Source organism: Sellimonas catena (assembly GCF_027924685.1).
GTDB lineage: Bacteria > Bacillota > Clostridia > Lachnospirales > Lachnospiraceae > Sellimonas > Sellimonas catena.
Window position 1 is genome coordinate 46,414 of record NZ_BSBO01000016.1, and the last position, 22,503, is coordinate 68,916.

The 22,503-nt window shown below is 46.7% G+C and carries 22 protein-coding genes and 2 pseudogenes; 14 read left to right on the forward strand and 10 right to left on the reverse strand.

Features of this window, described 5'->3' with window-relative positions:
- Nucleotides 1-20 precede the first annotated feature (20 nt).
- Entirely contained in the window at nt 21-893 is an 873-nt protein-coding gene (locus Selli1_RS08860; RefSeq protein WP_087166814.1) for an aldose 1-epimerase family protein, read from the forward strand.
- A 167-nt stretch (nt 894-1,060) separates the two neighbouring features.
- On the opposite strand, the gene Selli1_RS08865 is transcribed toward Selli1_RS08860, so the two are convergent.
- The 4 genes from Selli1_RS08865 to Selli1_RS08880 are packed head-to-tail and all read right to left on the reverse strand — an operon-like array spanning nt 1,061 to nt 4,088.
- Nucleotides 1,061-1,609, reverse strand: coding sequence for an HdeD family acid-resistance protein (locus tag Selli1_RS08865; protein ID WP_087166815.1), 549 nt, complete (start codon nt 1,607-1,609; stop codon nt 1,061-1,063).
- Nucleotides 1,610-2,554, reverse strand: a complete 945-nt coding sequence (locus Selli1_RS08870) for a radical SAM protein (protein ID WP_242958907.1) — start codon at nt 2,552-2,554, stop codon at nt 1,610-1,612.
- Nucleotides 2,555-2,602: 48 nt separating this feature from the next.
- On the reverse strand, nt 2,603-3,373 hold the full coding sequence (locus tag Selli1_RS08875) for an HAD family hydrolase (RefSeq protein WP_138373019.1): 771 nt from the start codon (nt 3,371-3,373) through the stop codon (nt 2,603-2,605).
- Between the two features lie 13 nt (nt 3,374-3,386).
- Nucleotides 3,387-4,088 (reverse strand): helix-turn-helix domain-containing protein, encoded by a 702-nt coding sequence (locus tag Selli1_RS08880; RefSeq protein WP_087166817.1) that lies wholly within the window; start codon nt 4,086-4,088, stop codon nt 3,387-3,389.
- Nucleotides 4,089-4,296: 208 nt separating this feature from the next.
- On the opposite strand from Selli1_RS08880, the gene pepT reads away from it, so the two are divergent.
- The 3 genes from pepT to Selli1_RS08895 are packed head-to-tail and all read left to right on the forward strand — an operon-like array spanning nt 4,297 to nt 7,972.
- Complete coding sequence (pepT, locus tag Selli1_RS08885; protein ID WP_281872755.1) at nt 4,297-5,517, forward strand: peptidase T; 1,221 nt, start codon at nt 4,297-4,299, stop codon at nt 5,515-5,517.
- Between the two features lie 13 nt (nt 5,518-5,530).
- Nucleotides 5,531-7,036, forward strand: coding sequence for a YfcC family protein (locus Selli1_RS08890; RefSeq protein WP_087252227.1), 1,506 nt, complete (start codon nt 5,531-5,533; stop codon nt 7,034-7,036).
- A 57-nt stretch (nt 7,037-7,093) separates the two neighbouring features.
- Complete coding sequence (locus tag Selli1_RS08895) at nt 7,094-7,972, forward strand: Sapep family Mn(2+)-dependent dipeptidase (protein ID WP_281872757.1); 879 nt, start codon at nt 7,094-7,096, stop codon at nt 7,970-7,972.
- Between the two features lie 64 nt (nt 7,973-8,036).
- Here the strand turns inward: Selli1_RS08895 and Selli1_RS08900 are convergent, their stop codons facing one another.
- Nucleotides 8,037-8,255 carry a hypothetical protein gene (locus Selli1_RS08900; RefSeq protein WP_008978047.1) on the reverse strand — a complete coding sequence of 73 codons (219 nt, stop codon included), beginning with the start codon at nt 8,253-8,255 and terminating at the stop codon, nt 8,037-8,039.
- Nucleotides 8,256-8,446: 191 nt separating this feature from the next.
- Between Selli1_RS08900 and Selli1_RS08905 the strand changes: the two genes are divergently transcribed.
- The 10 genes and pseudogenes from Selli1_RS08905 to bsh all read left to right on the forward strand — a co-directional run bounded on the left by Selli1_RS08905 (nt 8,447) and on the right by bsh (nt 16,773).
- A complete protein-coding gene (locus Selli1_RS08905) occupies nt 8,447-8,974 on the forward strand; it encodes a TetR/AcrR family transcriptional regulator (protein ID WP_071430984.1) in 528 nt (175 codons plus the stop codon).
- Nucleotides 8,975-8,993: 19 nt separating this feature from the next.
- Nucleotides 8,994-10,511: a cardiolipin synthase gene (gene cls, locus Selli1_RS08910; protein WP_008978049.1), complete on the forward strand. Its 1,518-nt coding sequence runs from the start codon at nt 8,994-8,996 to the stop codon at nt 10,509-10,511.
- Between the two features lie 7 nt (nt 10,512-10,518).
- Nucleotides 10,519-10,980, forward strand: a complete 462-nt coding sequence (locus Selli1_RS08915) for a glycosyl-4,4'-diaponeurosporenoate acyltransferase CrtO family protein (RefSeq protein WP_009295644.1) — start codon at nt 10,519-10,521, stop codon at nt 10,978-10,980.
- 9 nt (nt 10,981-10,989) lie between these two features.
- A complete protein-coding gene (locus tag Selli1_RS08920; RefSeq protein WP_008978051.1) occupies nt 10,990-12,108 on the forward strand; it encodes an MGDG synthase family glycosyltransferase in 1,119 nt (372 codons plus the stop codon).
- Entirely contained in the window at nt 12,080-12,799 is a 720-nt protein-coding gene (locus Selli1_RS08925; protein ID WP_242847373.1) for a phosphatase PAP2 family protein, read from the forward strand. The genes Selli1_RS08920 and Selli1_RS08925 overlap by 29 nt, the downstream gene beginning before the upstream one ends.
- A 2-nt stretch (nt 12,800-12,801) precedes the next feature.
- On the forward strand, nt 12,802-13,956 hold the full coding sequence (locus Selli1_RS08930) for an AI-2E family transporter (protein ID WP_071430986.1): 1,155 nt from the start codon (nt 12,802-12,804) through the stop codon (nt 13,954-13,956).
- Between the two features lie 43 nt (nt 13,957-13,999).
- Nucleotides 14,000-14,449: pseudogene (locus Selli1_RS08935) on the forward strand (sensor histidine kinase); the annotation flags it as partial.
- Nucleotides 14,450-14,482: 33 nt separating this feature from the next.
- Complete coding sequence (locus Selli1_RS08940) at nt 14,483-15,547, forward strand: FUSC family protein (RefSeq protein ID WP_005946426.1); 1,065 nt, start codon at nt 14,483-14,485, stop codon at nt 15,545-15,547.
- Nucleotides 15,537-15,661 (forward strand): annotated as a pseudogene (locus tag Selli1_RS08945) (CDP-alcohol phosphatidyltransferase family protein); the annotation flags it as partial. The gene Selli1_RS08940 and the pseudogene Selli1_RS08945, both read left to right, overlap by 11 nt.
- Before the next feature lie 122 nt (nt 15,662-15,783).
- Nucleotides 15,784-16,773, forward strand: a complete 990-nt coding sequence (gene bsh, locus Selli1_RS08950; RefSeq protein WP_009295645.1) for a choloylglycine hydrolase — start codon at nt 15,784-15,786, stop codon at nt 16,771-16,773.
- Between the two features lie 769 nt (nt 16,774-17,542).
- Here bsh and mobQ read toward each other — a convergent pair.
- The 5 genes from mobQ to Selli1_RS08975 all read right to left on the reverse strand — a co-directional run bounded on the left by mobQ (nt 17,543) and on the right by Selli1_RS08975 (nt 22,437).
- Nucleotides 17,543-19,315 (reverse strand): MobQ family relaxase, encoded by a 1,773-nt coding sequence (gene mobQ, locus Selli1_RS08955; RefSeq protein ID WP_330677537.1) that lies wholly within the window; start codon nt 19,313-19,315, stop codon nt 17,543-17,545.
- A 269-nt stretch (nt 19,316-19,584) separates the two neighbouring features.
- Nucleotides 19,585-19,791, reverse strand: a complete 207-nt coding sequence (locus Selli1_RS08960; RefSeq protein ID WP_071430988.1) for a DUF3847 domain-containing protein — start codon at nt 19,789-19,791, stop codon at nt 19,585-19,587.
- Nucleotides 19,792-19,803: 12 nt separating this feature from the next.
- Complete coding sequence (locus Selli1_RS08965; RefSeq protein WP_071430990.1) at nt 19,804-20,019, reverse strand: DUF6471 domain-containing protein; 216 nt, start codon at nt 20,017-20,019, stop codon at nt 19,804-19,806.
- 515 nt (nt 20,020-20,534) lie between these two features.
- Entirely contained in the window at nt 20,535-21,836 is a 1,302-nt protein-coding gene (locus tag Selli1_RS08970; RefSeq protein WP_281872778.1) for a DNA primase family protein, read from the reverse strand.
- Nucleotides 21,808-22,437, reverse strand: coding sequence for a CHC2 zinc finger domain-containing protein (locus Selli1_RS08975; protein ID WP_281872780.1), 630 nt, complete (start codon nt 22,435-22,437; stop codon nt 21,808-21,810). Before Selli1_RS08975 ends, Selli1_RS08970 begins: the two co-directional genes overlap by 29 nt.
- Between the last annotated feature and the right edge of the window lie 66 nt (nt 22,438-22,503).

The window sequence follows — 22,503 nt, forward strand, 5'->3', positions numbered from 1 at the left end:
GGTAAAAGGAGGAACAGTCTATGTTTTGTTTGAAAAATGAAGAACTGACACTGGAAATCGCTTCTCATGGAGCGGAGATGAGGTCTTTAAAGGACAATCAGACCGGACAGGAGTATCTGTGGGATGCGGATCCGGCTTTCTGGAAACGGACGTCCCCGGTGCTTTTCCCTCTGGTTGGAAACTACCGGGATAAGGAGAGTATCTATGAGGGAAAGACGTATTCGATGTCGCAGCATGGCTTTGCCAGGGATATGGATTTTACTGTGACGGAAGAAGCGGAAAATGAAATCTGGTTTGAGCTGCATGAAACGCCGGAAACAAAGGAAAAGTATCCGTTTGATTTCTGCCTGTCCATTGGTTACAGACTGGAAGGCAGAAGTGTGAAAGTGATGTGGAAAGTGGAAAATACAAATGAGAAGACAATGTATTTTTCCATCGGCGGCCATCCGGCGTTTGTCTGCCCGATTTCCGGGAAGGGAAAACAGACGGATTACCGGCTGCGTTTTGACGCGGAAGGTCCGGTGGTCTCCAGCCTCATCGGAGAGGGCGGCCTTCTGACAGAGGAAAAGGCCGAATATCAGCTGGAAAATGGAGAAATGCAGATCGCAGAAGACCTGTTTTCAAGAGACGCGCTGGTTATTGAAAACGACCAGGCACACAACGTAGCTCTTGTAGATCCGGAAGGAAATGCCTATGTGACAGTTGAGTTTGACGCACCGCTCTTTGGAATCTGGGCCCCGAAAGGCGGCAAGGCTCCGTTTGTCTGCATAGAACCGTGGTACGGAAGATGCGACCGGGCGGACTTCAGTAAGAAGCTGGAAGAAAGAGAATGGGGAAATATGCTGGAACCGGGCAGAATCTTTGAGAAATCCTACACGATCACAGTAGGATAAACCGCAAAATAGAACAATAAACTCAGCAAATCAAAAATAGAAAACAGAGGTGCCGGAGCTTTTCTGTACGTAATACCCGTACGAAGAAGTCCGCACCTCTGTTTTTCTATTGTGATGAGAAACTGTCCCGAATTTCAAATCGTTCTAAAGTTTCAGAATATTTCAAATTAGAGATATTTTCGATACAGATAAATTCCCCACAGATCGAAGCATCCGTCTGCCAGCAGTGTAAATCCGAGAAAACGGACAAAGAGAATCGTCGTCTCAAACGGATTGGCAATCAGAATAAGTCCGAAAAGTGCCAGCACCAGTGCCAGAATCAGGGAAATCCACCATCCGTCATAGTCAAGTCTCCGCAGTCGAAGTGACCGCTGAAGGATTCCGATGGCATCCAGCAGAATAATGATCCCAAGGACAAATGGCAGAATGGAAAGAATAATCCGCGGCTGTACCAGGCAGACGACTCCGACGACAATCAGAATCACGCCAAGAATCAGATCCATCTGAAAGGCGGATTCATATTCTTTTCTGCGCAGATAGGAGAACAGTCTGATTCCGCCGTAAAGCAGAGCTGCAATGCCGAGAAAGATGCAGAACAGACGGGTCAGTTCGGTTGGCTTGATCAAAAGTACAATTCCAAGTACAACATAGAGAAACGCCAGTATGTTGTGGCTGAAATGGAGCGTATACTCGTCTCCGGAATGTTTATATTTCATTTAGATTCTCCTTTCTATTCCTTCCAGATTAAAAGCAGGAGTGTACTCCTCCTTTGCGCTGGATTTTTCCTGCATATATCCGTCAGTCAGTCCGAGGCGGACGGCCTCGTCCAGAACCTTTTCGTATTCGTATGTTGTGATCCGCCGGTTGATTTCCGGATAATCGGATGCGTGGTAAAAAGGTGTATACTGGCTCATCAGGCTTAAAAGGAAGCTGCCCTTTTCCAGATGGTCCGCCATCCAGTGCAGAAGACGGATCGAATCAGCTTTTTGTCCCGGAAGAACCATATGGCGCACAATGACGCCTTTCTCCAGAACTCCCTGCTGGTTAAACCGGGGAATGCCGGTCTGGCGGATCATTTCCGGAATGGCCCTGGATGCATAGAAAAAATAATCTCCTGCACGGGAATATTTCTGCGCAATGCCTGTATCATAGTATTTCAGATCCGGAAGAAAAATATCAATATAACCGGAGAGAAGCTGAAGGCTTTCCAACCGTTCATAGCCGCTGCAGTTATAGACAACAGGAACCCGGATCCGGCCTTTAACCAGATCTAATGCAGAAACGACAGACGGCAGGTACTGGTCTGCAGTGACCAGACTGATATTTTCTGCCCCCTGTTCCTGAAGATCCAGAAAAATCCGGGCAAGTTCTTCCGTGGAAATCTTTTTCCCAAATCCCTCCTGACTGATCTGATAATTCTGGCAAAAGCAGCATTTTAATGTGCAGCCGCTGAAAAATACAGTTCCGCTTCCTCCGGATCCGCTGATACATGGCTCTTCCCAGAAATGAAGGGCGGCTCTGGCCGCCGTGATTTCATCGGTACATCTGCAGAAACCGGTCTTGCTGGTCCGGTCGGCATGGCACATTCGGGGACAGAGCGTGCAGTCCTGATACATGAGCTTCAAATCCATCCCTGAGGATGGATGCGGTACAGTCGTCATAATATATTCCTCTCTTTTTTGCAAATTCCGGTAACTGTGCAGACAGGTTTATAAAAGGGTTCGGATGACCTCTTCTACCGAAGAAGTCTGATGTGCGGCGTAGCGCTCCACCCCTTTTGCACAGGTATCCATCGCATAGCTGTTTGGAGTGAATGCAAGCATCTCAATATCATTATATTGATCGCCGAACGTCATACATTCCTCCGGACGGATTTCAAGAGCAGAGGCGATAGCCGCAAGTCCGGTTCCCTTATCTGCATTCGGTGCAATAAAATCAAACCAGATATTTCCGGAGGTGACAATTTTAATACGATCCTGATACTTTTCGCGGAAATATCCGAACGAACGGTCTGCACCGTCAAAGTTACAGATTGCAACTTTCAGGCACAGAGCATCCAGCTGTGTCAGATCATCTGCAAGCTCCACATCATAGTGGACATGATTTTTAATATGGTCGTAAAGACGGTCATTTCCTTTTTCAACGTAGCACTTTTCCGGGCTGGAATAAAGAAGCGAGCAGTCCGGCTGACGGCGTGCTTCCAGAATAATTTCGTTGGCAAGATCCCGGTCAATCTGGCCGGAAGCAACCATTTTTCCCTCATGCATACAAAGAGAACCGTTTTCCGCAACATAGGAAATTTCATCCTGAAGCGGCGCAAAGAGACGGCGGATATTGGCGTACTGGCGGCCGCTTGCAGCGACAAAATGAATGCCTTTTTTCCTGAGGGCAGGAAGCAGTTCAAAAACTTCCGGAGATAGAGCCTGCGCTCCGTTTCTCAAAAGCGTACCGTCAAGGTCGCTGGCGATTAATCGTATCATGACAAATTCCTCCTTATCTGACATTACGGACCACAAGACAGTGTGACTGCTTCAGTTCCCGGAAGTCTTCTCTGGAAAATGTTAAAAGGTCCATTAAATGTTTTCTGTCTGTAAGTTCGCTCCGGGACAGAACCGTTTTAAAAACAACAGGGAGCATAGTATAGTTTGAAAGTCCGGAGACAAGTCCAAGCTGCTGGTTCGAGTTGACCAGATTTTTTACGCAGGAAATCATAACATGCTCAGTAGAAGAAATCTGGTTGTGAAGGATATAGGTTCCGAGGAATCCGTTTTCAGAGTAGTCTCCGGTATAAAAGCCGCTGCAGCTTCCGGGATTTTTAAAATCGCGGACATCATTATAAAGATGAACGCGGTAAGGATCATCAGGAGAAACCGGAGGATACTGTTCAATAAGGCTGCGGACAATCTCCTTTTCAGAACCGCTGTATGTATACATATATATAACCTCGGCATTATGATCAGTCTCAGAATGCTCATTAGAAAGAACCGAGGTGCCGGAAAGAAGGGCAGACGGTGAAATACGGAGAATTTTTGCCGTTTCAAGAAACGTTGTCATATCCAGGGAAATCTCGCCTTTTTCATATTTGGAAATCGTTGAGATGCTTTTATGGAGTTTATCGGACATCTCTTTTAAAGTCATATTATAGGCGGTACGATATTTTTTTATATTTTGTCCGATGATTTTATTGACATCCATATCAAAAACCTTTCATAATAATCGATTATTTTATGAAAAATGCACAAAGAGCTTGGCGCCGAAAAAATTAAGCAGGAATCTTTGTGCTTTTTCGACTGAGCCTATAATATCACGAGAAAAATTTTCGTGTCAAGAAAACGAAGAAGATTTGCAGGAAATACGTTCAGCTTATAAAATAGTTCCAGATAAAAACGGAAGGAGAAAAAAGATGCAGGTAGAAGAGAGGCTTATGAGGTACATTACCGTAAAGACACCGTGCGATGAGAATGTGGAATGTGTACCGACAACAAAATGTCAGTTTGACCTTGCGGAAATTCTGGTCCGGGAACTGAAAGAGCTTGGAATAGAGGACGCAAGACTGGATGCCCATTGTTTTGTATATGGGACCTTAAAAGCGACGGAAGGATACGAGAACCGGAAGAAAATCGGGTTTATCGCCCATATGGATACTGTATCCGAATTCTGTGAAGGAGAAATCACCCCGGTCCGTATCGAGAATTACGATGGGGAAGACGTAAAGCTGAAAGAATGCGGACGGGTAATCAGTACGGAGGATTTCCCTCACCTGAAAGAGTGGAAAGGAAGAACCCTGATCACTTCAGACGGGCGTACCATTCTTGGAGTGGATGATAAGGCCGGAATTGCTGAGATCATGGAGATGCTCCGAATCATCATTGAGGAGGAGATTCCGCACGGACAGATCAGTGTGGCCTTTACTCCGGATGAGGAGTGCGGAGCAGGGGCGGCATACTTTGATTTTGACGCCTTTGATGCCGAAGTGGCTTATACGCTGGACGGAGATGGAGAAGGAGAAATCCAGTATCAGAATTTCAATGCCTGCGAAGCGAAGTTTACGGTAGAAGGAAAAAGTGTCCATCCGGGATCAGCCAAAAACGTAATGATCAATGCGGTACTTCTGGCGGCAGAAATCAATCAGATGCTTCCAAAATATGAGACGCCGAGATATACAGAAGGTTATGAAGGATTTTATCATCTTCTGACCATTCACGGAGATGAAAGCCATGCGGTAATGGAGTATATTGTACGTGACCATGATGAGACAAGTTTCCGTGCAAGAAAGGAAACACTCCGGCATATTGAAAAATCCATGAATGAAATCTGGGGTGAAGGAACTGTTTCCCTTGAACTGAAAGATGAATATAAAAACATGGAATGTATTGTAAAAGATCATTTTTATCTGATCGAAAATGCAAAAAAAGCATGTGAGCTGGCAGGAGCCATGCCTGTCATCTGCCCGATCAGGGGAGGTACGGATGGATGCAAGCTTTCTTTTAAAGGGCTTCCTTGTCCGAATCTTGGAACAGGAGGACATGGATATCATGGACCGCTGGAGCATGTATCGGTAGAAGGAATGGAAAAAGCGGTACAGATTATTGTAGAACTTGTAAAAATATTTGCAGAAAAGTAGAGGAAAACAGGATATGGAAAAGAAAAAGAAAAAGCTGTCGTTCCCGTCAGCATTGACCGTGTTGTTTATTGTTTTGATTTTTGCGGCGATCCTGACAGCGGTTGTGCCTGCGGGTCTGTATTCCAAGCTGGCTTATAACGCACAGACGGAAATGTTTGAAGTTACAAACCCGGAGGGCGAAATCACGGAAATGGATCCTACCCAGGAGACGCTGGATGAACTGGGAGTTACCGGAAATCTGGACAAATTTCTGGATGGAACCATCAGCAAACCGGTTGCGATTCCGGGAACTTATGAAACAGTAGAACAAAACCCGCAGGGAGTTTTTGAAATTCTTCTGGCACCAATCAGCGGGGTATATGATTCGATTGATATCATTCTTTTTATCTTTGTTCTTGGTGGATGTATCGGTGTCCTGAATTATATGGGAGCATTCAATTCGGCGATTGCGGTTCTGTCAAAGATTACAAAGGGAAAGGAATACATTCTGATTGTCCTGATTACGATTATTATTGCGGCAGGAGGAACAACGTTCGGACTTGCGGAGGAGACGATCGCTCTGTATCCGATTCTGGTTCCCGTCTTTTTGGCGGCGGGGTATGATGTCATCGTGTGTATCGCAGCGATCTATATGGGATCATCGATCGGAACCATGTTCCCGACGATTAATCCGTTTTCAGTAGGAAACGCATCCAATGCGGCGGGAATCAGCCTGGCGGACGGAATGGGATTCCGTTTCGCGGCATTGATCATCGGTGTGATTATTACACTGGTTTATATTCTGCGCTATGCGAAAAAGGTAAAAGCGGATCCGACAAAATCAATCTGCTATGATCAGTACGAATATCATATGAAAAAGTTCGGGCATCAGGGGGAGGTTCCGGAATTTACAGGACGCATGAAACTTTCTCTGGCCGTATTTGGAATTACTTTTGGGGTGCTTGTATGGGGACTGGTTGCAAAGCAGTGGTGGTTTGACAGCATGACCGCACTCTTTCTGGCGTGCGCGATCATTCTTGCCTTCACCTCCGGAATCGGAGAAAAGAACTTCATGGATCAGTTCATCGGCGGAGCAGCCGACCTGATGAGCGTTGCACTCGTTGTCGGTGTTGCCCGCGGAATTAATATCATTCTGGAAAATGGGATGGTGTCGGATACAATTCTGGCATTCTTCTCCGGAGCAATCAGCGGAATAAATCCGGTTCTGTTTATTATCCTGATGATGCTTGTATTTATCGTGCTTGGATTTTTCATTTCCTCTTCATCGGGACTGGCAGTGCTTTCTGTGCCGATTATGGCACCGCTTGCGGACACGGTGGGTGTATCCAGAGCGGCGATTGTTTCTGCTTATGCATACGGGCTCGGACTGATTTCCTTTATTACGCCGGCCGGACTGATTCTGGCTTCTCTTGCCATGGTAGATGTAACATACGATAAATGGCTGAAATTTATTATGCCGCTGATGGGAATCATGGCAGGATTCAGTGCGGTAATGCTTGTAATTCAGCTGTTCCTGTAGCGGATGACCAAGTCAGGGGACAGCAAGAGTGTCCCCTGATGGAATAGGGAGGACAAGATGGATTTTGAAAAAAAGATCAAAGATGACAGAGAAAGTCTGATCCGGGATATTATGAAGCTTGTTTCCATAGACAGTGTGGAAAGTAAACAGGCGGAGGGAATGCCGTTTGGAGAAGGTCCTGCAAAGGCACTTCAATGTTATCTCGGCCTGGCGGAGGCAGCAGGTCTTCAGACAGAAAATTTTGATAATTATGCAGGACATGCGGATTATGGAAACGGGGAAGAAACAGTCGGAATTCTGGGACATGTGGATGTTGTCCCGTGCGGGGAAGGATGGATCTGTGATCCCTTCCGGCCTCGGATTATAGATGGAAAACTATATGGAAGAGGTGTGCTGGATAATAAAGGACCAATGGTGGTATGTCTCCATGCAGTAAAAATTCTAAAGGAAATGGGGATTCCTTTGAGCAAAAAGATCCGTCTGATTGTAGGAGCGAACGAAGAGACAGACTGGAAATGCATGGATTATTATTTTGGAGTAAAGAAAATGACTCCTCCGCAGATTTCATTCACGCCGGATGCGGAGTTCCCTTTGAATCATGCGGAAAAAGGGGTGTTCCAGTACCAGCTTGTGACAGACCTGAAGGAAAAGATCGAACTTTCCGGAGGCAATGCATACAACTCGGTAGCGGAATCAGCATCGGCTCTCCTTCCGGCAGGTTTGGAAGAAACGGTGCGGGAGCGGATGCCAAAGTGGGAAGAAGCAACCAGCTGTAAAATCAGCTGTGAGACAGAAAAGCAGGGTGTGAGGCTGTCTGTCCGGGGATTTGCGGCCCATGCGGCCAGCCCGGCTAAAGGGATCAATGCGGTCAGCGGGATGATGTACATGATTGCCGATCTGGGACTGGAAGGGGAACTTTCAGAGATTGCCCGGTGAGACGAGATTTGTCAAGGTTATTTTCTCCCGCTGAATACAAATGTCCAACTTTACTGTGAATAGCTCAGATATAATAAACACAGAGCCGCAGAATGGCCAGGGTTGCCATCACCGCCGCAATGATTAGGATGGTGTTTCGGTTTTCTCCGGCCACTCCGATGTCAATCATACTGGCCAGGGCAGTAGGCAGCAGCATGGCTGTCACAGCGGAGAGCAGCATCAGCGCCAAGAGGGCGGCCACATGCTTTCCGCTGAGTTTTACACGGGAAAAAATCGTACCCATAGTTTTCCTTTCTGCTCGTCGTACTCGCATTTTAGCTTGACAGGGCAAATAGCAAATGATAGTATAAATGAAACGATAGTATCATAGATGCTATGAATATCACAGAAGCAGGCGTTGTCAATAGTCCGAGCGAAAGTGGAACAAATGACAATCCTTGTTTCAATGATACGCAATTAAAGGAGACGTTTCTTATGCGAAGGACAACGGCTACAACAGACTATCTGAAAGAATGTATGGGTACAGCGTTGCTGGAACTAATGAAAGAAAAACCCATTGAAAAAATCAGTATTGAGGAGATGACTGCCAAGGCAGATGTAGGTCGCTCCACTTATTTCCGTTATTTCAAAAGTAAAGATGAAGTTCTGTCTTTCAAAATCACATGTCTGTGGAAGCGCTTTTCCGACGAACACGGTGCTACCAACTTCGCCACTGGTAGTTATGACGGCATCAGGCTGTTTTTTGAATTTTGCCTTTCCACTCGTCCTATTTGTGATCTGCTCTACTCAGCTGATCGCCAATATGTGATTCTAAACTTCTATTTACAAGAAGCGGCATCCATTGTCGCTAATGCCGATGCCAAAACGCACTACTTTATCCAATTTATTACATATGGATTGTTTGGGCTTATGAATGCGTGGGTATTACGAGGCTATAAAGAAACCCCACAGGAAATGGCACAAATAGTTTGCGATTGGGAAGCATCTTCGGAGGAGAAATAACATAGAGGGGGGTAAACATATGGGAAAAATCATTCGACGCATTCTAACAATTATTCCAGCGGTGGCTTTACAATCGCTCTGGCTTTTGCTGTTGATGAAATGGCTGACCCCTTACGCACCGATTATTGTGTCACTGCTTTCCGTTGCAGCGTTTTTCTTGGTGGTATTTATTATTATAAAGAGAGATGAAACCGCTTATAAATTGCTTTGGCTGCTGGTTATTCTGTCACTACCTTTGGTAGGAGCGTTACTATATCTGCTCTTTGGAAATAAACGGACGGCCCGCCCTCTAAAAAGGCGCTTGCAGCAAGTTCAAAAGAGTTGCAATCCGCAGCCTCTTCCAATAAAAGAAGCGCCCTTTGACGGCGAAAAACGCATGGGGCAAACAGTGCGGTGGCTGGAAGAAAAAACGCAATATCCGATGTGTGCAGTTGAGCAGGTTCGTTACTATCCGTTGGGCGATAATATGTTCCCTGATATGCTTGCCGATTTGAAAAATGCAAGAAACTCGATTTACGTAGAATACTTCATTATTGAGCCGGGGCATATGTGGGACGCAATCGTGAACGAACTGGAAGTAAAAATGGAGCAGGGCGTTGATGTACGTGTGATATACGATGATCTTGGCAGTATTTCTTCGTTCAATTTCAGTAATGTCCGTGAACTGAAAAAGAAAGGCATTCCATGTATTCCTTTTAATCCTTTCCTTGCCTTAAAAGGAACTGCAAACTATCGCGATCATCGCAAAATGCTGATTATTGACAACGAAGTTGCTTATAGCGGAGGTATCAACTTATCAGATCGGTATATCAATTTGGAACATCCCTATGGACACTGGAAGGACACAGGCTTTCGGATTACTGGTGAGCCAGTAAAAAATTTTACCCATATGTTCTTGACCTTTTGGAACGCATTTTCGCTGGAAAAAGAAGCAGGACAGCTTGCAATGCCCACATATCCCAAAAGGTATCCTGCGCCGCCGCACACATTTGATGGTTATGTGCTTAGTTACTACGATTCGCCCCTTAACCATGAAGCTACCAGTAATCAGCTCTTTATTGACTTGCTTTCTCAAAGCACGGATTACGCATGGTTTTTTACACCGTATCTTATGCTTGGCGATGACTTGATGGATGCAATGATTTCCGCTGCTCAACGTGGTGTAGACGTGCGGATCATTATGCCCGGCATCCCTGATAAGAAGCTGATTTTCCGTATGTCTCGGAGCTTTTATCAGGTGTTGCTGACTGGCGGCATCAAGATTTATGAGTATACTCCCGGCTTCGTTCATGCAAAGAGCTTTGTATCAGACGACAAAGTTGCGACGATAGGAACTGTCAATCTGGACTACCGCAGTCTCTTTCTCCACTTTGAAAACAATTCGTTCTTTTATCGTTCCAGTATTATTGCAGCAATAAAGGACGATTTCATCGCTACACAGGCAAAATGTAAAGAGGTAAAGCCCTATGATATGAAACATTATTCGCGCCGCTGGGTCGTAGATGGTGTCCTTCGTATTTTCGCACCGCTATGTTGAGGTTTTTATGAAGCATTTTCTTATGTGTCTGCTATATATCGCGGCGTTAGGGGTTCTCTCCTTTGTAGTGGGGCGCTTGATCCCGAAGCATTGGTTTCACGCCGATCGTTTTCCTTGGGTCTGCCACCCGGCAGAGCAAAAACTATGGAAGCGGCTTCATGTTCGGAAATGGCAGGCAAAGATCCCCGATATGAGCCGCATATTCGTTAAAATCATGCCGGAAAAGAAACTGACAAAGGAAAACTATGAGAACTTGCCGCGCATGATAGAAGAAACTTGCGTGGCAGAGTGGACACATATTCTGTTGTCTATCGCCGGTCTTGGACTGCTGAAAATATGGTCCGGTGTTGGCGGGGTATGTATAACGATTATCTACATTGTGCTGGGTAATTTGCCGTTTATTGTTGTCCAGCGCTATAATCGCCCACGCCTGCAAAAGCTGTTTGCTATGCAGCAAAGGAAAAAATAGGAGATTCAAATGCAAACACTAATTCTAAGCTGCAACACTGGCGCAGGGCATAACTCCTGTGCGCAAGCAGTTCAGGAAGCCTACCACTCTCGCGGAGAAATCTGCAATATTACAGATTCTTTGCAGTTTATTTCAGAAAAAGCATCCACGTTTATTTCTAATTGGCATACCCGAATTTACCGCCATGCTCCAAGGCTTTTTGATGCTGGGTATCAGCGTGCGGAATCTCACGAAGATATTTTTTGTGAGGGAACGCCGATCTATAAGCTACTTTCCTCCGGCGCAGAGCGGATGTATCAATACATCCGCTCTGCAGGCTACGATAATATTATCTGTACTCATGTATTCCCAGCCTTGGCGTTGACAGAAATGCGCCGACAGCACCCATGCTTACAGCTTGTAACGAGCCACATTTCTACAGACTATACCTGCGCTCCCTGCACAGCGGATTCTGCGCTGGACTGGTATTTCATTCCGTCCACTTCGCTGTTAGGTGAGTTTGAACAATGTGGACTTCAACCTCAAAAGCTGATCGCCAGTGGAATCCCTGTGCGGCAGCAATTCTACCAGCGTGTGTCACAAGAAGCAGGAAAAGCCAACGCCGGAATCTCTCCTGCTCATCAACATATTTTAATGATGTGCGGTAGCATGGGCTGCGGTCCAATGGAGGAGATTATATCGTATCTCTGCCCTTACCTCACAACAGAACAAGAACTTAGTGTTGTATGCGGCACAAATGATGATTTACGCAAAAAACTCCAAAAAAGGACAGAAAAGTATTCTCAAGTTCATGTTCTGGGAACCGTCAATAATGTGCCGCAGCTCATGCAAGCCTCAGACCTATTCCTGACAAAGCCCGGAGGTCTAAGTACATCTGAGGCAATGGCGGCAGAGTTACCAATGGTGCTTATCGATGCAGTGGCTGGCTGCGAGACACATAATCTGAATTTTTTTCTGCGTAATGGAATGGCCGTCACAGCCAATACGCCAAAAGCAATCGCAGACACCACAATAAAAACGCTAAATGCCCCAGTGCTTCTTTCTAAAATGCGCGCGGCAATGCGGTCGCAGACGGAATGTACGGCAGCCGATAAAATCTATGAATGGATATACAGTCATGCAAAGTAATCATATAAAGCCGGAAGTTAATTACCGTGAGTTCCGCATCCATAAACTTAATACACCTGAATTTTCTCACGTCAGGCTATTGCTTTACTGGCCAATTTTCGGCTTGCTGTTTTTGTTTCTTGAGCGGTTGCAACCGCAACGAAATTACTATCCCGTCTATTGTGGACTCGATGATATAATACCATTTTGTGAATGGGCGTTGATTCCGTATCTATTTTGGTTTGTCTTTCTAATCGGTACGTTGGTTTATACTTTTTTCGTCGATGTACCTGCATTTCGGCGTATGATGTATTTTGTGATAGTCACCTATACGATCACGGTTTTGATTTACCTGTTCTTTCCAACCTGCCAAAATTTGCGGCCAGAAGCATTTGTACGCAATAATCTACTTACACGCTTTATTGAATTATTCTATAGTTTCGATACCAATACAAATGTTTGCCCCTCACTTCATGTAATAGGCTCTGTTGCCGCGATGTTTGGGTTATGGGATTGCAAGGCGCTCCAAAGCGTCGGATGGAAAATCGCTGCTACATCAATCGCCGTGTGTATCAGTCTCTCCACCGTTTTTATGAAACAGCATTCTATCATGGATGTTCTCGCTGCATTGCCAGTCTGTTTCTTTGGTTGGTGGATTGCCTATAAGATACTCCCCAATAATAAAACAAACCGATTTCTTACGAGGATGTAATCATGGATAAATCCTACAAAAAGCCGCTTCTACTAATCACGTTTGGGGTGATCTTATTTGCGGCATTCAACAATCTAAACTATGTTGCCAACTTTCTAAAATCGTGTATTGGCTTGCTCGCTCCGATTTTATCAGGCCTTTTGCTGGCCTTTGTTCTGAGTGTACCCGTGCGCGGACTGGCAAAGAGGCTTCGACGAAAGCTGACTAAAGCTACAGATCGGCAAATAGACATGATAAGCCTGTTACTGACGCTGATATGTGTTATTGCGATTATTGCTCTTCTGTGTGTAATTGCGATTCCACAGCTCACTGCATCTGTAAAAAGCATTGCTGCTCTTGTTCAAGAAAAATGGCCTGACTGGGTCGGCTTATTGCAAAGATACGGCATTGACACAGAGAAACTGTCGGCACATTTTGCTGCGCTCGATTGGAAATCTATTCTGCAAAGCATTTCGAGCGAAATGAACACAGTGATTTCCTCAGTTGCCAATGTTGCTGGCTCTACGGTATCTGCGATTGCTGATGTTGCAATTTCACTTGTGATCACATTCTATGTGCTAATTGGATGGCGTGAATTGAGCAGTCAAAGCAAACGGGCACTGTATGCCTACTGTAAGGAATCCGTTGCAGATAGAATTTGCCATATTTCGAAACTTGCACATGACACCTATGCGAAGTTTCTTTCTGGTCAGTGTGTCGAGGTTATGATTCTTGGAACATTGATCTTTCTTTCGTTTTCTGTTGCAGGGATTCCATATGCGGGGCTAACAGCCGTTTTAACTGCCGCCTTTGCATTCGTTCCTTATATTGGAGGATTTCTCTCCTGCGCTTTCGGCATTTTATTTACTTTATTGGCGGCTCCGAACAAGGCGCTCCTATGCTTGATCGTCTATCAGGCAACTCAGTTTGTTGAAAATCAGTTCATCTATCCGCACGTCGTGGGAAACAGTGTAGGGCTATCCCCGTTCTGGACGTTGTTGGCGGTTTTGCTGGGCGGTAAACTGTTCGGTGTCCTTGGCATGATTTTCTTTATTCCGTTAATGGCTCTTGTATCTCAGCTTCTACACGAATCAATCGAACGGCGGCTGCATACCCGCAAACCGGAGCTGTCCAATGTACAAAGCAACTCAGACGAGAATACAGACATATCTCAATGATGTAGCAGGCGTTCGAATAGTTTGTGCGTTTATTGACGATAATCGTCTGGATGAACAGATCCGCCAGGCAGTTCTTTCATTGGAAACAAAATGGACAGAAAAAGAAATTGGTTTTCAGGTAGAATTGGAGGAAGTTAAATATACTGCGAATGAAGGACTTTTTATGCATATCTGGATAAATCTTTTAGATAATGCGATTAAGTTCAGCCCTTCAAAGGGGACAATTACGATGTTTCTGAAACAAGAACAGGATTCTGTTAAGTTCATTCTGGAAGATGAAGGACCAGGAATAGAGGATGATGTAAAATCCAGAATATTTGACAAGTTCTATCAGGTAGATGGATCTCATAAAGCAGAAGGAAATGGCCTAGGTCTTGCACTTGTAAAACGGATTGTAGATAGTGCCGGAGGAACAATCAAAGCAGAAAACCGTGAATATGGTGGATGCAGATTTGTTATAGAGCTGCCAAAGCAGAAAGATGAGATTATCTAGTTTTAAGATAAATTAGAAGATGGGAGTATTTATATGACATTTTATCAGGAGTTGCAGTTAAATCAGGCAGGTTCTAAAAACCTGTTGAAAAAGAGTGAAACACTAAAAGAAAAACTATATCATATGTGGGTATATCTGGTGAAGATAGCTGCTACAATGGCATTTTGTTTTTTCTTTGTTAGTATTTTCAGCATCCTATTTGGAAATGAGAACAGCATTGTAGGTGTAGTAGTCTTATTATGTCTCATGGTGTTTAGGAATGCGGATCTGGGGATCCACACCGGACAATCTACGATGCTTTTGGCTTTGTTCTTTGTAATTATGACTGTATGTCCGCATTTAGCAAATCAGTTTTCACCGGTATTGGGAATGCTGTTAAATATTGCGGCACTGGCTGTGTTGATTCTGTTCGGATGCCATAATCCATCCATGTTTAATCAATCTACATTGGTTCTTGGGTATCTGCTGCTATATGGTTATGATGTTACGGGAAAAAGCTATCAGATGCGATTAGTCGGAATGGCTTTAGGTGCAGCACTTACCTGCTTCGTATTTTATCGAAATCATAAAAACAGAACTTATAAAAGAAATCTGAAAGATCTGATACAAGAATTTGATATCACTTCTTCCAGAACAAAATGGCAGATATGTCAGATTTTATGCGTACCGATTGTCCTTTGCATTGCAGAACTTTGTAATATGCCACGTGCAATGTGGGCTGGTATTGCGGCCATGTCCGTGATTTTGCCGTCTATGGAAGATATGCACTACAGAGTCCGTAAAAGGATTGTCGGAAATATTGCAGGTGTTATATGTTTTACAGTATTATATTTTCTGCTTCCTTCGTCAATCTATGCATATATAGGAATTCTTGGTGGAATCGGTGTAGGATTTTCAGCACAATATGGCTGGCAGGCAGTATTTAACACATTTGGTGCTTTAGCCATTGCTGCAGAGACATATGGACTACAAGGAGCGGTTAGTCTTAGAGTGAGTCAAAATGTTTTTGGTGTTGTGTTTGCTTTAGCATTTTGTGTTATATTTTATTGGTTTATGCCTAAAAAAAAGGAAAGTGAGGTGACCGTACATGCAGAGTGAAGTGAATCAGAAAGAAAATTTGAATAGAATTATTACGGTTCCTAATCTTCTTTCTTTTTTCGGCTTTGTCTGATTCCGGTAATTATATGGAGTTATTGTGTAAAGAAAAATCCTCGAATGAATGCAGGGAAGTGACCGAAAAGTACCGCACAGGACGGAGTGCATATTTATGGCTCGGACAGTTGTTTATGAGATTGTTTGCAGGACTATTATAGCAGAAAGAAGAGGTGTTCGATATGTGTACAGCAGCAACTTACAAAACAAAAGATTTTTATATGGGCAGAACGCTTGATTATGAATTTTCCTATGGGGAACAGATCACGATAACGCCAAGAAATTACGAATTTGATTTCCGGTTTGCCGGGAAGATAAAAAGCCATTATGCTTTGATCGGAATGGCATTTGTTGCAGGAGGTTATCCGCTTTATTATGATGCTGTTAATGAAAAAGGCCTTGGAATGGCAGGTCTTAATTTTGTCGGCAATGCGGCATATGAAGAAGCTTTGCCGGAAGATGAAACAGAAGTCAGCCAGGTGGCACAGTTCGAGTTCATCCCATGGATCCTTACACAGTGTGCTACTGTAGCAGAGGCGAGAGAGAAGCTGGCAGCAATGAGACTGACAGGCACAGCATTCAGTGAACAGCTGCCGACAGCACAGCTTCACTGGATCATTGCAGACAAAGACTCCTGTATCGTTGTTGAGTCTATGAAAGATGGGCTGCATGTATATGATAATCCGGTAGGAGTGCTTACCAATAATCCACCATTCCCGAGTCAGATGTTTGCACTGAATAATTATGCCGGAGTATCCAGAAAACAGCCGGAGAGTACTTTTGCAGGAGTATTACAGCTTGATGCATATAGCAGAGGAATGGGTGGAATGGGAATACCTGGAGATCTTTCCAGCCAGTCAAGATTTGTGAAAGTTGCCTTTACAAAATTAAATTCGATCTCCGGTGAAGAAGAGGATGAGAGTGTAAGCCAGTTCTTCCATATCTTAGGATCCGTAGATCAGCAGCGTGGATGCTGTGAGGTGACAGAAGGCAAATATGAGATCACGATATACACGTCCTGTTGTAATACAGCAAAAGGTATTTATTATTATACGACTTATGATAATCATCAGATCACAGCGGTTGACATGCATGCGGAAAATCTGGATTCAGATCAGCTGATCTGTTATCCGCTTCTGTCCAAGGGCGAAGTCAGATGGCAGAATAAATAATACGAAAATGCACGGAGAAAGCATAACGCAGAACAACAGGAGGACAATATCGAGATTGTATGGAATGCAGATGTTAGGTTGATAATTGTGCAAGCACCGCCTGCACAATTTGTGCAACAAAAAAGAGGAGCCAGTCCAGACTCCTCAAAGGTACGTTATTTCAAAAAGTTGCTCTTGTGTTCCAGCGCGTGCAGATTATGATAGTCCTCATAAATAAGTCAATTTTGCAGATAAAATTAGCAACTCAGGAAAAAATGATTTGCTTGGAGAAATCGAAACGATAAGCTGAGATAATGGTTTCTCTTCTTTAGTGAGCCTATGAAATGACGAAATGTGGCTCGCCACATGGTGCTAACGCATACGACTGTTCTCCTCGTGGTGATGAATTGTTGAAGTTAAGTGAGCAAAAAGCAAAATCTGAACTTGTGAACTTAATTGCCAGTGCAGCAGGCGCATATACAGGGGCTGTTATCTCGCAAATATTCGATGCGGCGTAAGTAAAAAAGTTGGGCACGATCTTAACGAGCAATGCATGGCGGTACCCACTCATGCAAAATTTATAAGCCCCTGCCGCAGCAGGGGCTTATAAATCGCCTGTCTGGGATAAAATCCTCGAACCCCTTTGACACAGATTCCATCTGTGACTATGCATCGCAAGCGATGCTAAAGGAGCACGGTCAGCCACGACCGTGCTCCTTTAAATTTGTGCGGCTCTATGTCAATAGTTGGGATAGAGGTAAGCGCAAGAATGTGGTAGCATATATATATATTATCGTTCCCAAGTGTCTCTGCTGTTCTTCTTGTTTTGCTTCTGCTGTGCCTGCTGTTTCTGACGCAGATGTTCACGGATGGAGCGAGCTTCCGTTTCCTCATGAAGTATATCAGCAACATCCCGCTTGCTGTCGTACATCATCAAGTAATCGTACTTATCTCCGTAAGCAGACTGCACACGGTCAACCACAGAGCGCTCCATTGCAGGACGCAGGTCGAGCCTTGCGTCCTGCAATTCGTCTGGGTCGAATTCTGCCGATTGCGTCTTCAAATCAGCATACTGCTGCAAAGCGTCGTTCAGCTCAGCCGTGTACTTTTCTTCCTGTTGCGACAGCTTTTTTAGTGCGGCTTCCATCGTGGAAATGTCCTTTTTCACAGCAGCGATACCGGCATCGTCACTGCATTCCAGCGAGTGCAGCAGCATATCCTTCTCGGATTTCAGCTCTTCCAATTCCTCGGTCAGCTCCGCAATATGGCGGGACAGTTCACACTGCTTCGGGATGAGATAGAGGGGTGTCTCCTTCTTTTGGGCAAGCAAAGACTTGCGTTCCTTGCCCTTGCCCCGAATCTCCTGAACCAGCTCGGTATAGCGCACCAGATTCGGCTGAACCGCGTGGATATAATCTTTCATGCGCTGCCTGCCCCGGCCGATATGCCGCAGCTGATAGCGGAAAACAATCATATTTGCCCGCAGCTTTTCCATCGCCTCGGCAATAACCGGGAGGGTGTTCTTTACCGCCTGTGCCAGCTTCCTGATCGCAGCTTTCAGCTCCCGCAGCAAGGCATTGTCCGCCTTGATCTGCCGGTTGATCTCGCAGCGGTCAGCAATGATCCCTTTCCGCTCCAGCGCCCGTGCGGTCACTCCCTCATGGATGGTAGGCTGCTCATCCAGACCTCTGGCTGCGTTGCTGCGGTGGTCGATTCGCTCCGCCCGTCCGGCGCGCTCCAGATAGAGATTGGTCACATCCGCCCATGCAGCCCGCCATGTCACAAGTTGCTCCTCACTATTCCAACGTTCGGAGATGGGGTTCTGTCTGCCGTAGCGGGTGCTCTTCGGATGCTTGTCAGCCCGGATGAGTCCCTGCGCCTCGGCAGCAGACGGTGTCATATAGACCTTCTTTTTGCCGACCTTGTAGGGATATTGCTTCTCCCAGCCCTCGTTCTGCGCCGCCCGGAACTCGGCGGCGGTGAAGCCTCGTTCTTCACCGTTTCTCATACAGAGATATTCTTTTTCGGTCTTGTACTGCCAGCGTCCCTGCTCATCCAGCGGGCGCACCGTCAGGAGAATGTGGGCGTGGGGATTGTGACCGTCGGTGTGGTGGATGGCAGCGTCGGCGCACATTCCATCGGACACAAATTGCTCCCGGATAAAGTCTTGCAGCAGCTCGATCTGCTGTTCCCGGTTTAGCTCTATGGGCAGAGCCACAACAAACTCACGGGCAAGCCTGCTGTCTTTTGCTGTCTCTACTTCCTCCACGGCGTTCCACAGTTTTTCTCTGTCTTGCCATTCCTGTGGGGCATATTCCGGCAGAAACATCTGCTGCCAGACAAGCCCTTGTTTTTTCGTGTAGTCGTGCTGAATCCCGTCGTAATCGTTATACAGGCGGGAGCAGCTCAAATAGGCAGAAGCAGCTACTGCGGAGCGGCCTGCGCCCCGGCTGACCACCTTCGCTTCCAAATGATAAATCGCCATATCTTCTTCACCTCGTTCTTCCTTTTTCTGTTTCTCTTTCGCAAAAGAGAAAATGTCCCGAAGATGAGCTTCGGGCATAGCCGCAAACAAAGCTGCCGGTGGCAGGTTTGTGCGGGCAGGGTGCAAGCTGTTTCCAAAGCAGAAACAACTGCGACCTGCGCAGACGATGACAGCAGCACCCTGCAAGTGCTGTGGCATTGTCTGGAGGCTGCCGCAGCAGCCGCATCCGCCTCGCAGAGCGCACGATTTCCGCAGGAAATACCACTGCCCTTTAGGGTGGTGAGTAAGTGCGCCCTTACGGGAGGAAAAGAGGAGGCCCCCGGTTTCCCGGAGACCTCCCAGCGGATTCAATTGTGCTGCGGCAGCTTCTGCATCAGGTAATCCTCCAGCGCAGACAGCTCCATCGTCCGCACCTCCGGCAGCACTTTCTCCAAGATTGCACCCTCCTGAATGAGCCTACGGGTACGGACCTTGCGTTCCTTGACCCGGTTCCGTGCCTGCGCTTCCTCCAAGCGGTGCTGTGCTTGCAACAGTTTCTTCTCTGCCTCTGTCATAAAAATCCCTCCTCACTTTCTCCGTTGCCAAACGATTTCGTACCCCAGCGCATCGGCAAGCTGGACGGCTTCAACATAGCGCAGGGACTCCCGTTGGAGCTTATTGGACAGGTTAGATACGCTGTCAGACCAGCCGTGTTCGTCATGCAGCAGATCGACCACCTCCTGCATGGTCATGCCCTGACGGACGATGTACGACTTGATTTCATTTCTCAGATTGGATTTCATTTGGTTTTACCTCCATAATTTCGTATAATCGGTTTTCGTATCGGTGATGCCAGTGTGCTTGTCGGTGAAAAATCCGCTGTGCTGCAAATCCGCTCAGATTTCTGCCCGTGATGCCCTGTTCGCAGCAGCGCCCTATCGGCTTCATCGTTCGGCATGAGAACATACAGAACGGCAGGATATGCCGCAATCCGGAGCAGCGGATTCACGCTTCGGTAAATCACCTGATGGTGCAGTGCGTTCGACCTACGACAAAAATCTTTACGGATTTCACAAGCATTGATTTTGAAGCCGTTAAAATAGGCTGTCCGTGTACGGCTCGGTACGGCATAGACGGCTTGTGTACGCTGCTGTACGCCGGTTTTGTGTACCGAACGCCGATTCAGCGGCAGATTTTACACGATGCTGTGAATTGCTTCACCAAAGGCACAAGCAAAACCGTATTTTGCGGATGAAGTTGAAAAATGCCGTACAGAGTGTACGGCGTGTACGGCAATTTTGAAGTCCGGTTCTCATTTTTAATACGGCAGTGGGTTGACCACTTCAATGCCCATAAAACCGCGCACCCGCTTGCCACCGACATGGACATTGTTGGTGGCCTCTACATTGTAAAGGCGCTCGTTCTGCGCCAGTTCCGAGCTGAGACGATTTGCAGACATGGGCTTTTGCGCATTGTCCTCGCACCAGCGCTGATACGCCTCATACAGTGCCTTGGAGCTGGCTTCACTGTCGGCCTTGAAGCGGATATAGCCCTCAGATTGCAGAAACTCGATCACATTGTTGCTGCTGCGCTTGACCGTCTCCATATTCTCTCTGGCCTTGCCGGAAATGCTGAACTGATAGTTGTTCCCAATCAACCGATGCAGACCATCCAGACACCAGAGGAAGATGCCCTCCTTCTCCCGCAGCAGCTTATCCACCAGAAACGGATCATCCACTCGGCCAGCGGGCCGGTCTTTGGTGGTCAGCACGATCTGGCGGCGAAAGAAGCCGTCGGACTTGTCGTGCAGGGCGGTGAGCGCACCGTTGCCGAAGCAAAGAAAACGCACATAGAGCTGGCTTTGGTAGCTCTGAACACCCTTACGCTCCATGTCCATTTTGCACTCGGAGGTCACGATGGATTTGATGTAGTTGGTCTTTGGCAGGGCGCTCATGTCCATATCGTCGTCCACCATCAGGAGCTTGTTTTCCAAGTCTGCACGGCTGAACCGGTTGCTCTCCACCTTTTGGATGCTGGTGGTATTCATGCTGTCCCCCAGCAGCGAGCGTATGACAAGACCAATGCGGCTTTTGCCCTCGCCGCCCTTGCCGATCAACATGAGCATCTTCTGCCCCTTGGTAGTCGGCAGCAGGCAGTAGCCGAGAAATTCCTGCAAGGTTGGAATGTCCTCCGGTTGCAGCAGCTCCGATAGGAATTGCAGCCACTTTTTCGGAGTGGGTGCGTCTGGATTATAAGTGACGGTGAGACGATTGTTGCAGTAGCTCCTGTCTGTGGAAAAGCTACCGTCCATGAAGTACGTTCCGTTGGCAACATGGATGCGGTCGGTTTCAATGGGCAGCGGCGGCGAATAGGCTTGCAGCTTGATGCTGGCAAGCAGATTCGCAACCGTCTTGGAAAGATTGGCGGTCAGCACGCCGGAGATTTCCTCCAGAATGAGATTCCCAATCTGCCCTTCATCCTCAATCAGCCCGTCCACGGTGAACAGCCGCCCACGCACACATTTCATGGGGTGCTTGTCCAAAAACTGTTGACAGAACAGCACCTCGTTGATGTGCCTGCCATCGTACCACTCAGGCCACGTCTGCGGTGTCATATCCATCTTCCAATTCCTCCTTGTGAATTTTCTCTAACCTCCGTCGCAGCCTGTCCAGCTTTTCGTCCGCCATCTGCTGCTGAATTACTTCGGCACGTTCGTGAGAATCCCCGGCGCACAGAATATCTAAGTAATACTCTGTCCGGTCGAGTTCGTGGCAGGCTCCTACAAACCGTGCGTGAACAGGCTTGTCAGGTGACTGCGGCGCATACTGCACCTTCCAGTCCCGCAGGACACGGGCATAATCGGACAGAACAGAAAGGCACAGCCGCTCGTTTTCCCTGAGCTGCTGTGCTTCTGTTCGGATGCGCTTTGCGTGGAGCGCCGCTGCGCTGGGCGGTTTGTCCGGGGTAAGGTGAAAGTCTGCTGCCAGACGCTGCGCCGCCTCATAGAGCGGCAAGCCGAACAGCCTTGCAGCAAAGTCGATCACATCGCCGTGCTCCCCACAGGCAAAGCAATAATAGTGGTCGTCTGCCACATACAAACTGGGATGTCGGTCGTTGTGGAACGGGCAGAGGGCCATGCCGTAGCGGTTGACTTCCACGCCGTACCGCTCCGCTGCCTCCCGGCAGCTTACGCCGTATTTGACAATTTCAAAAAGATTCATTGTTCCTCCATTTCTGCGCAAAAAACGGCGGCCTGCCCATTGAGGGGCAAGCCGCCGGTTGCGTCT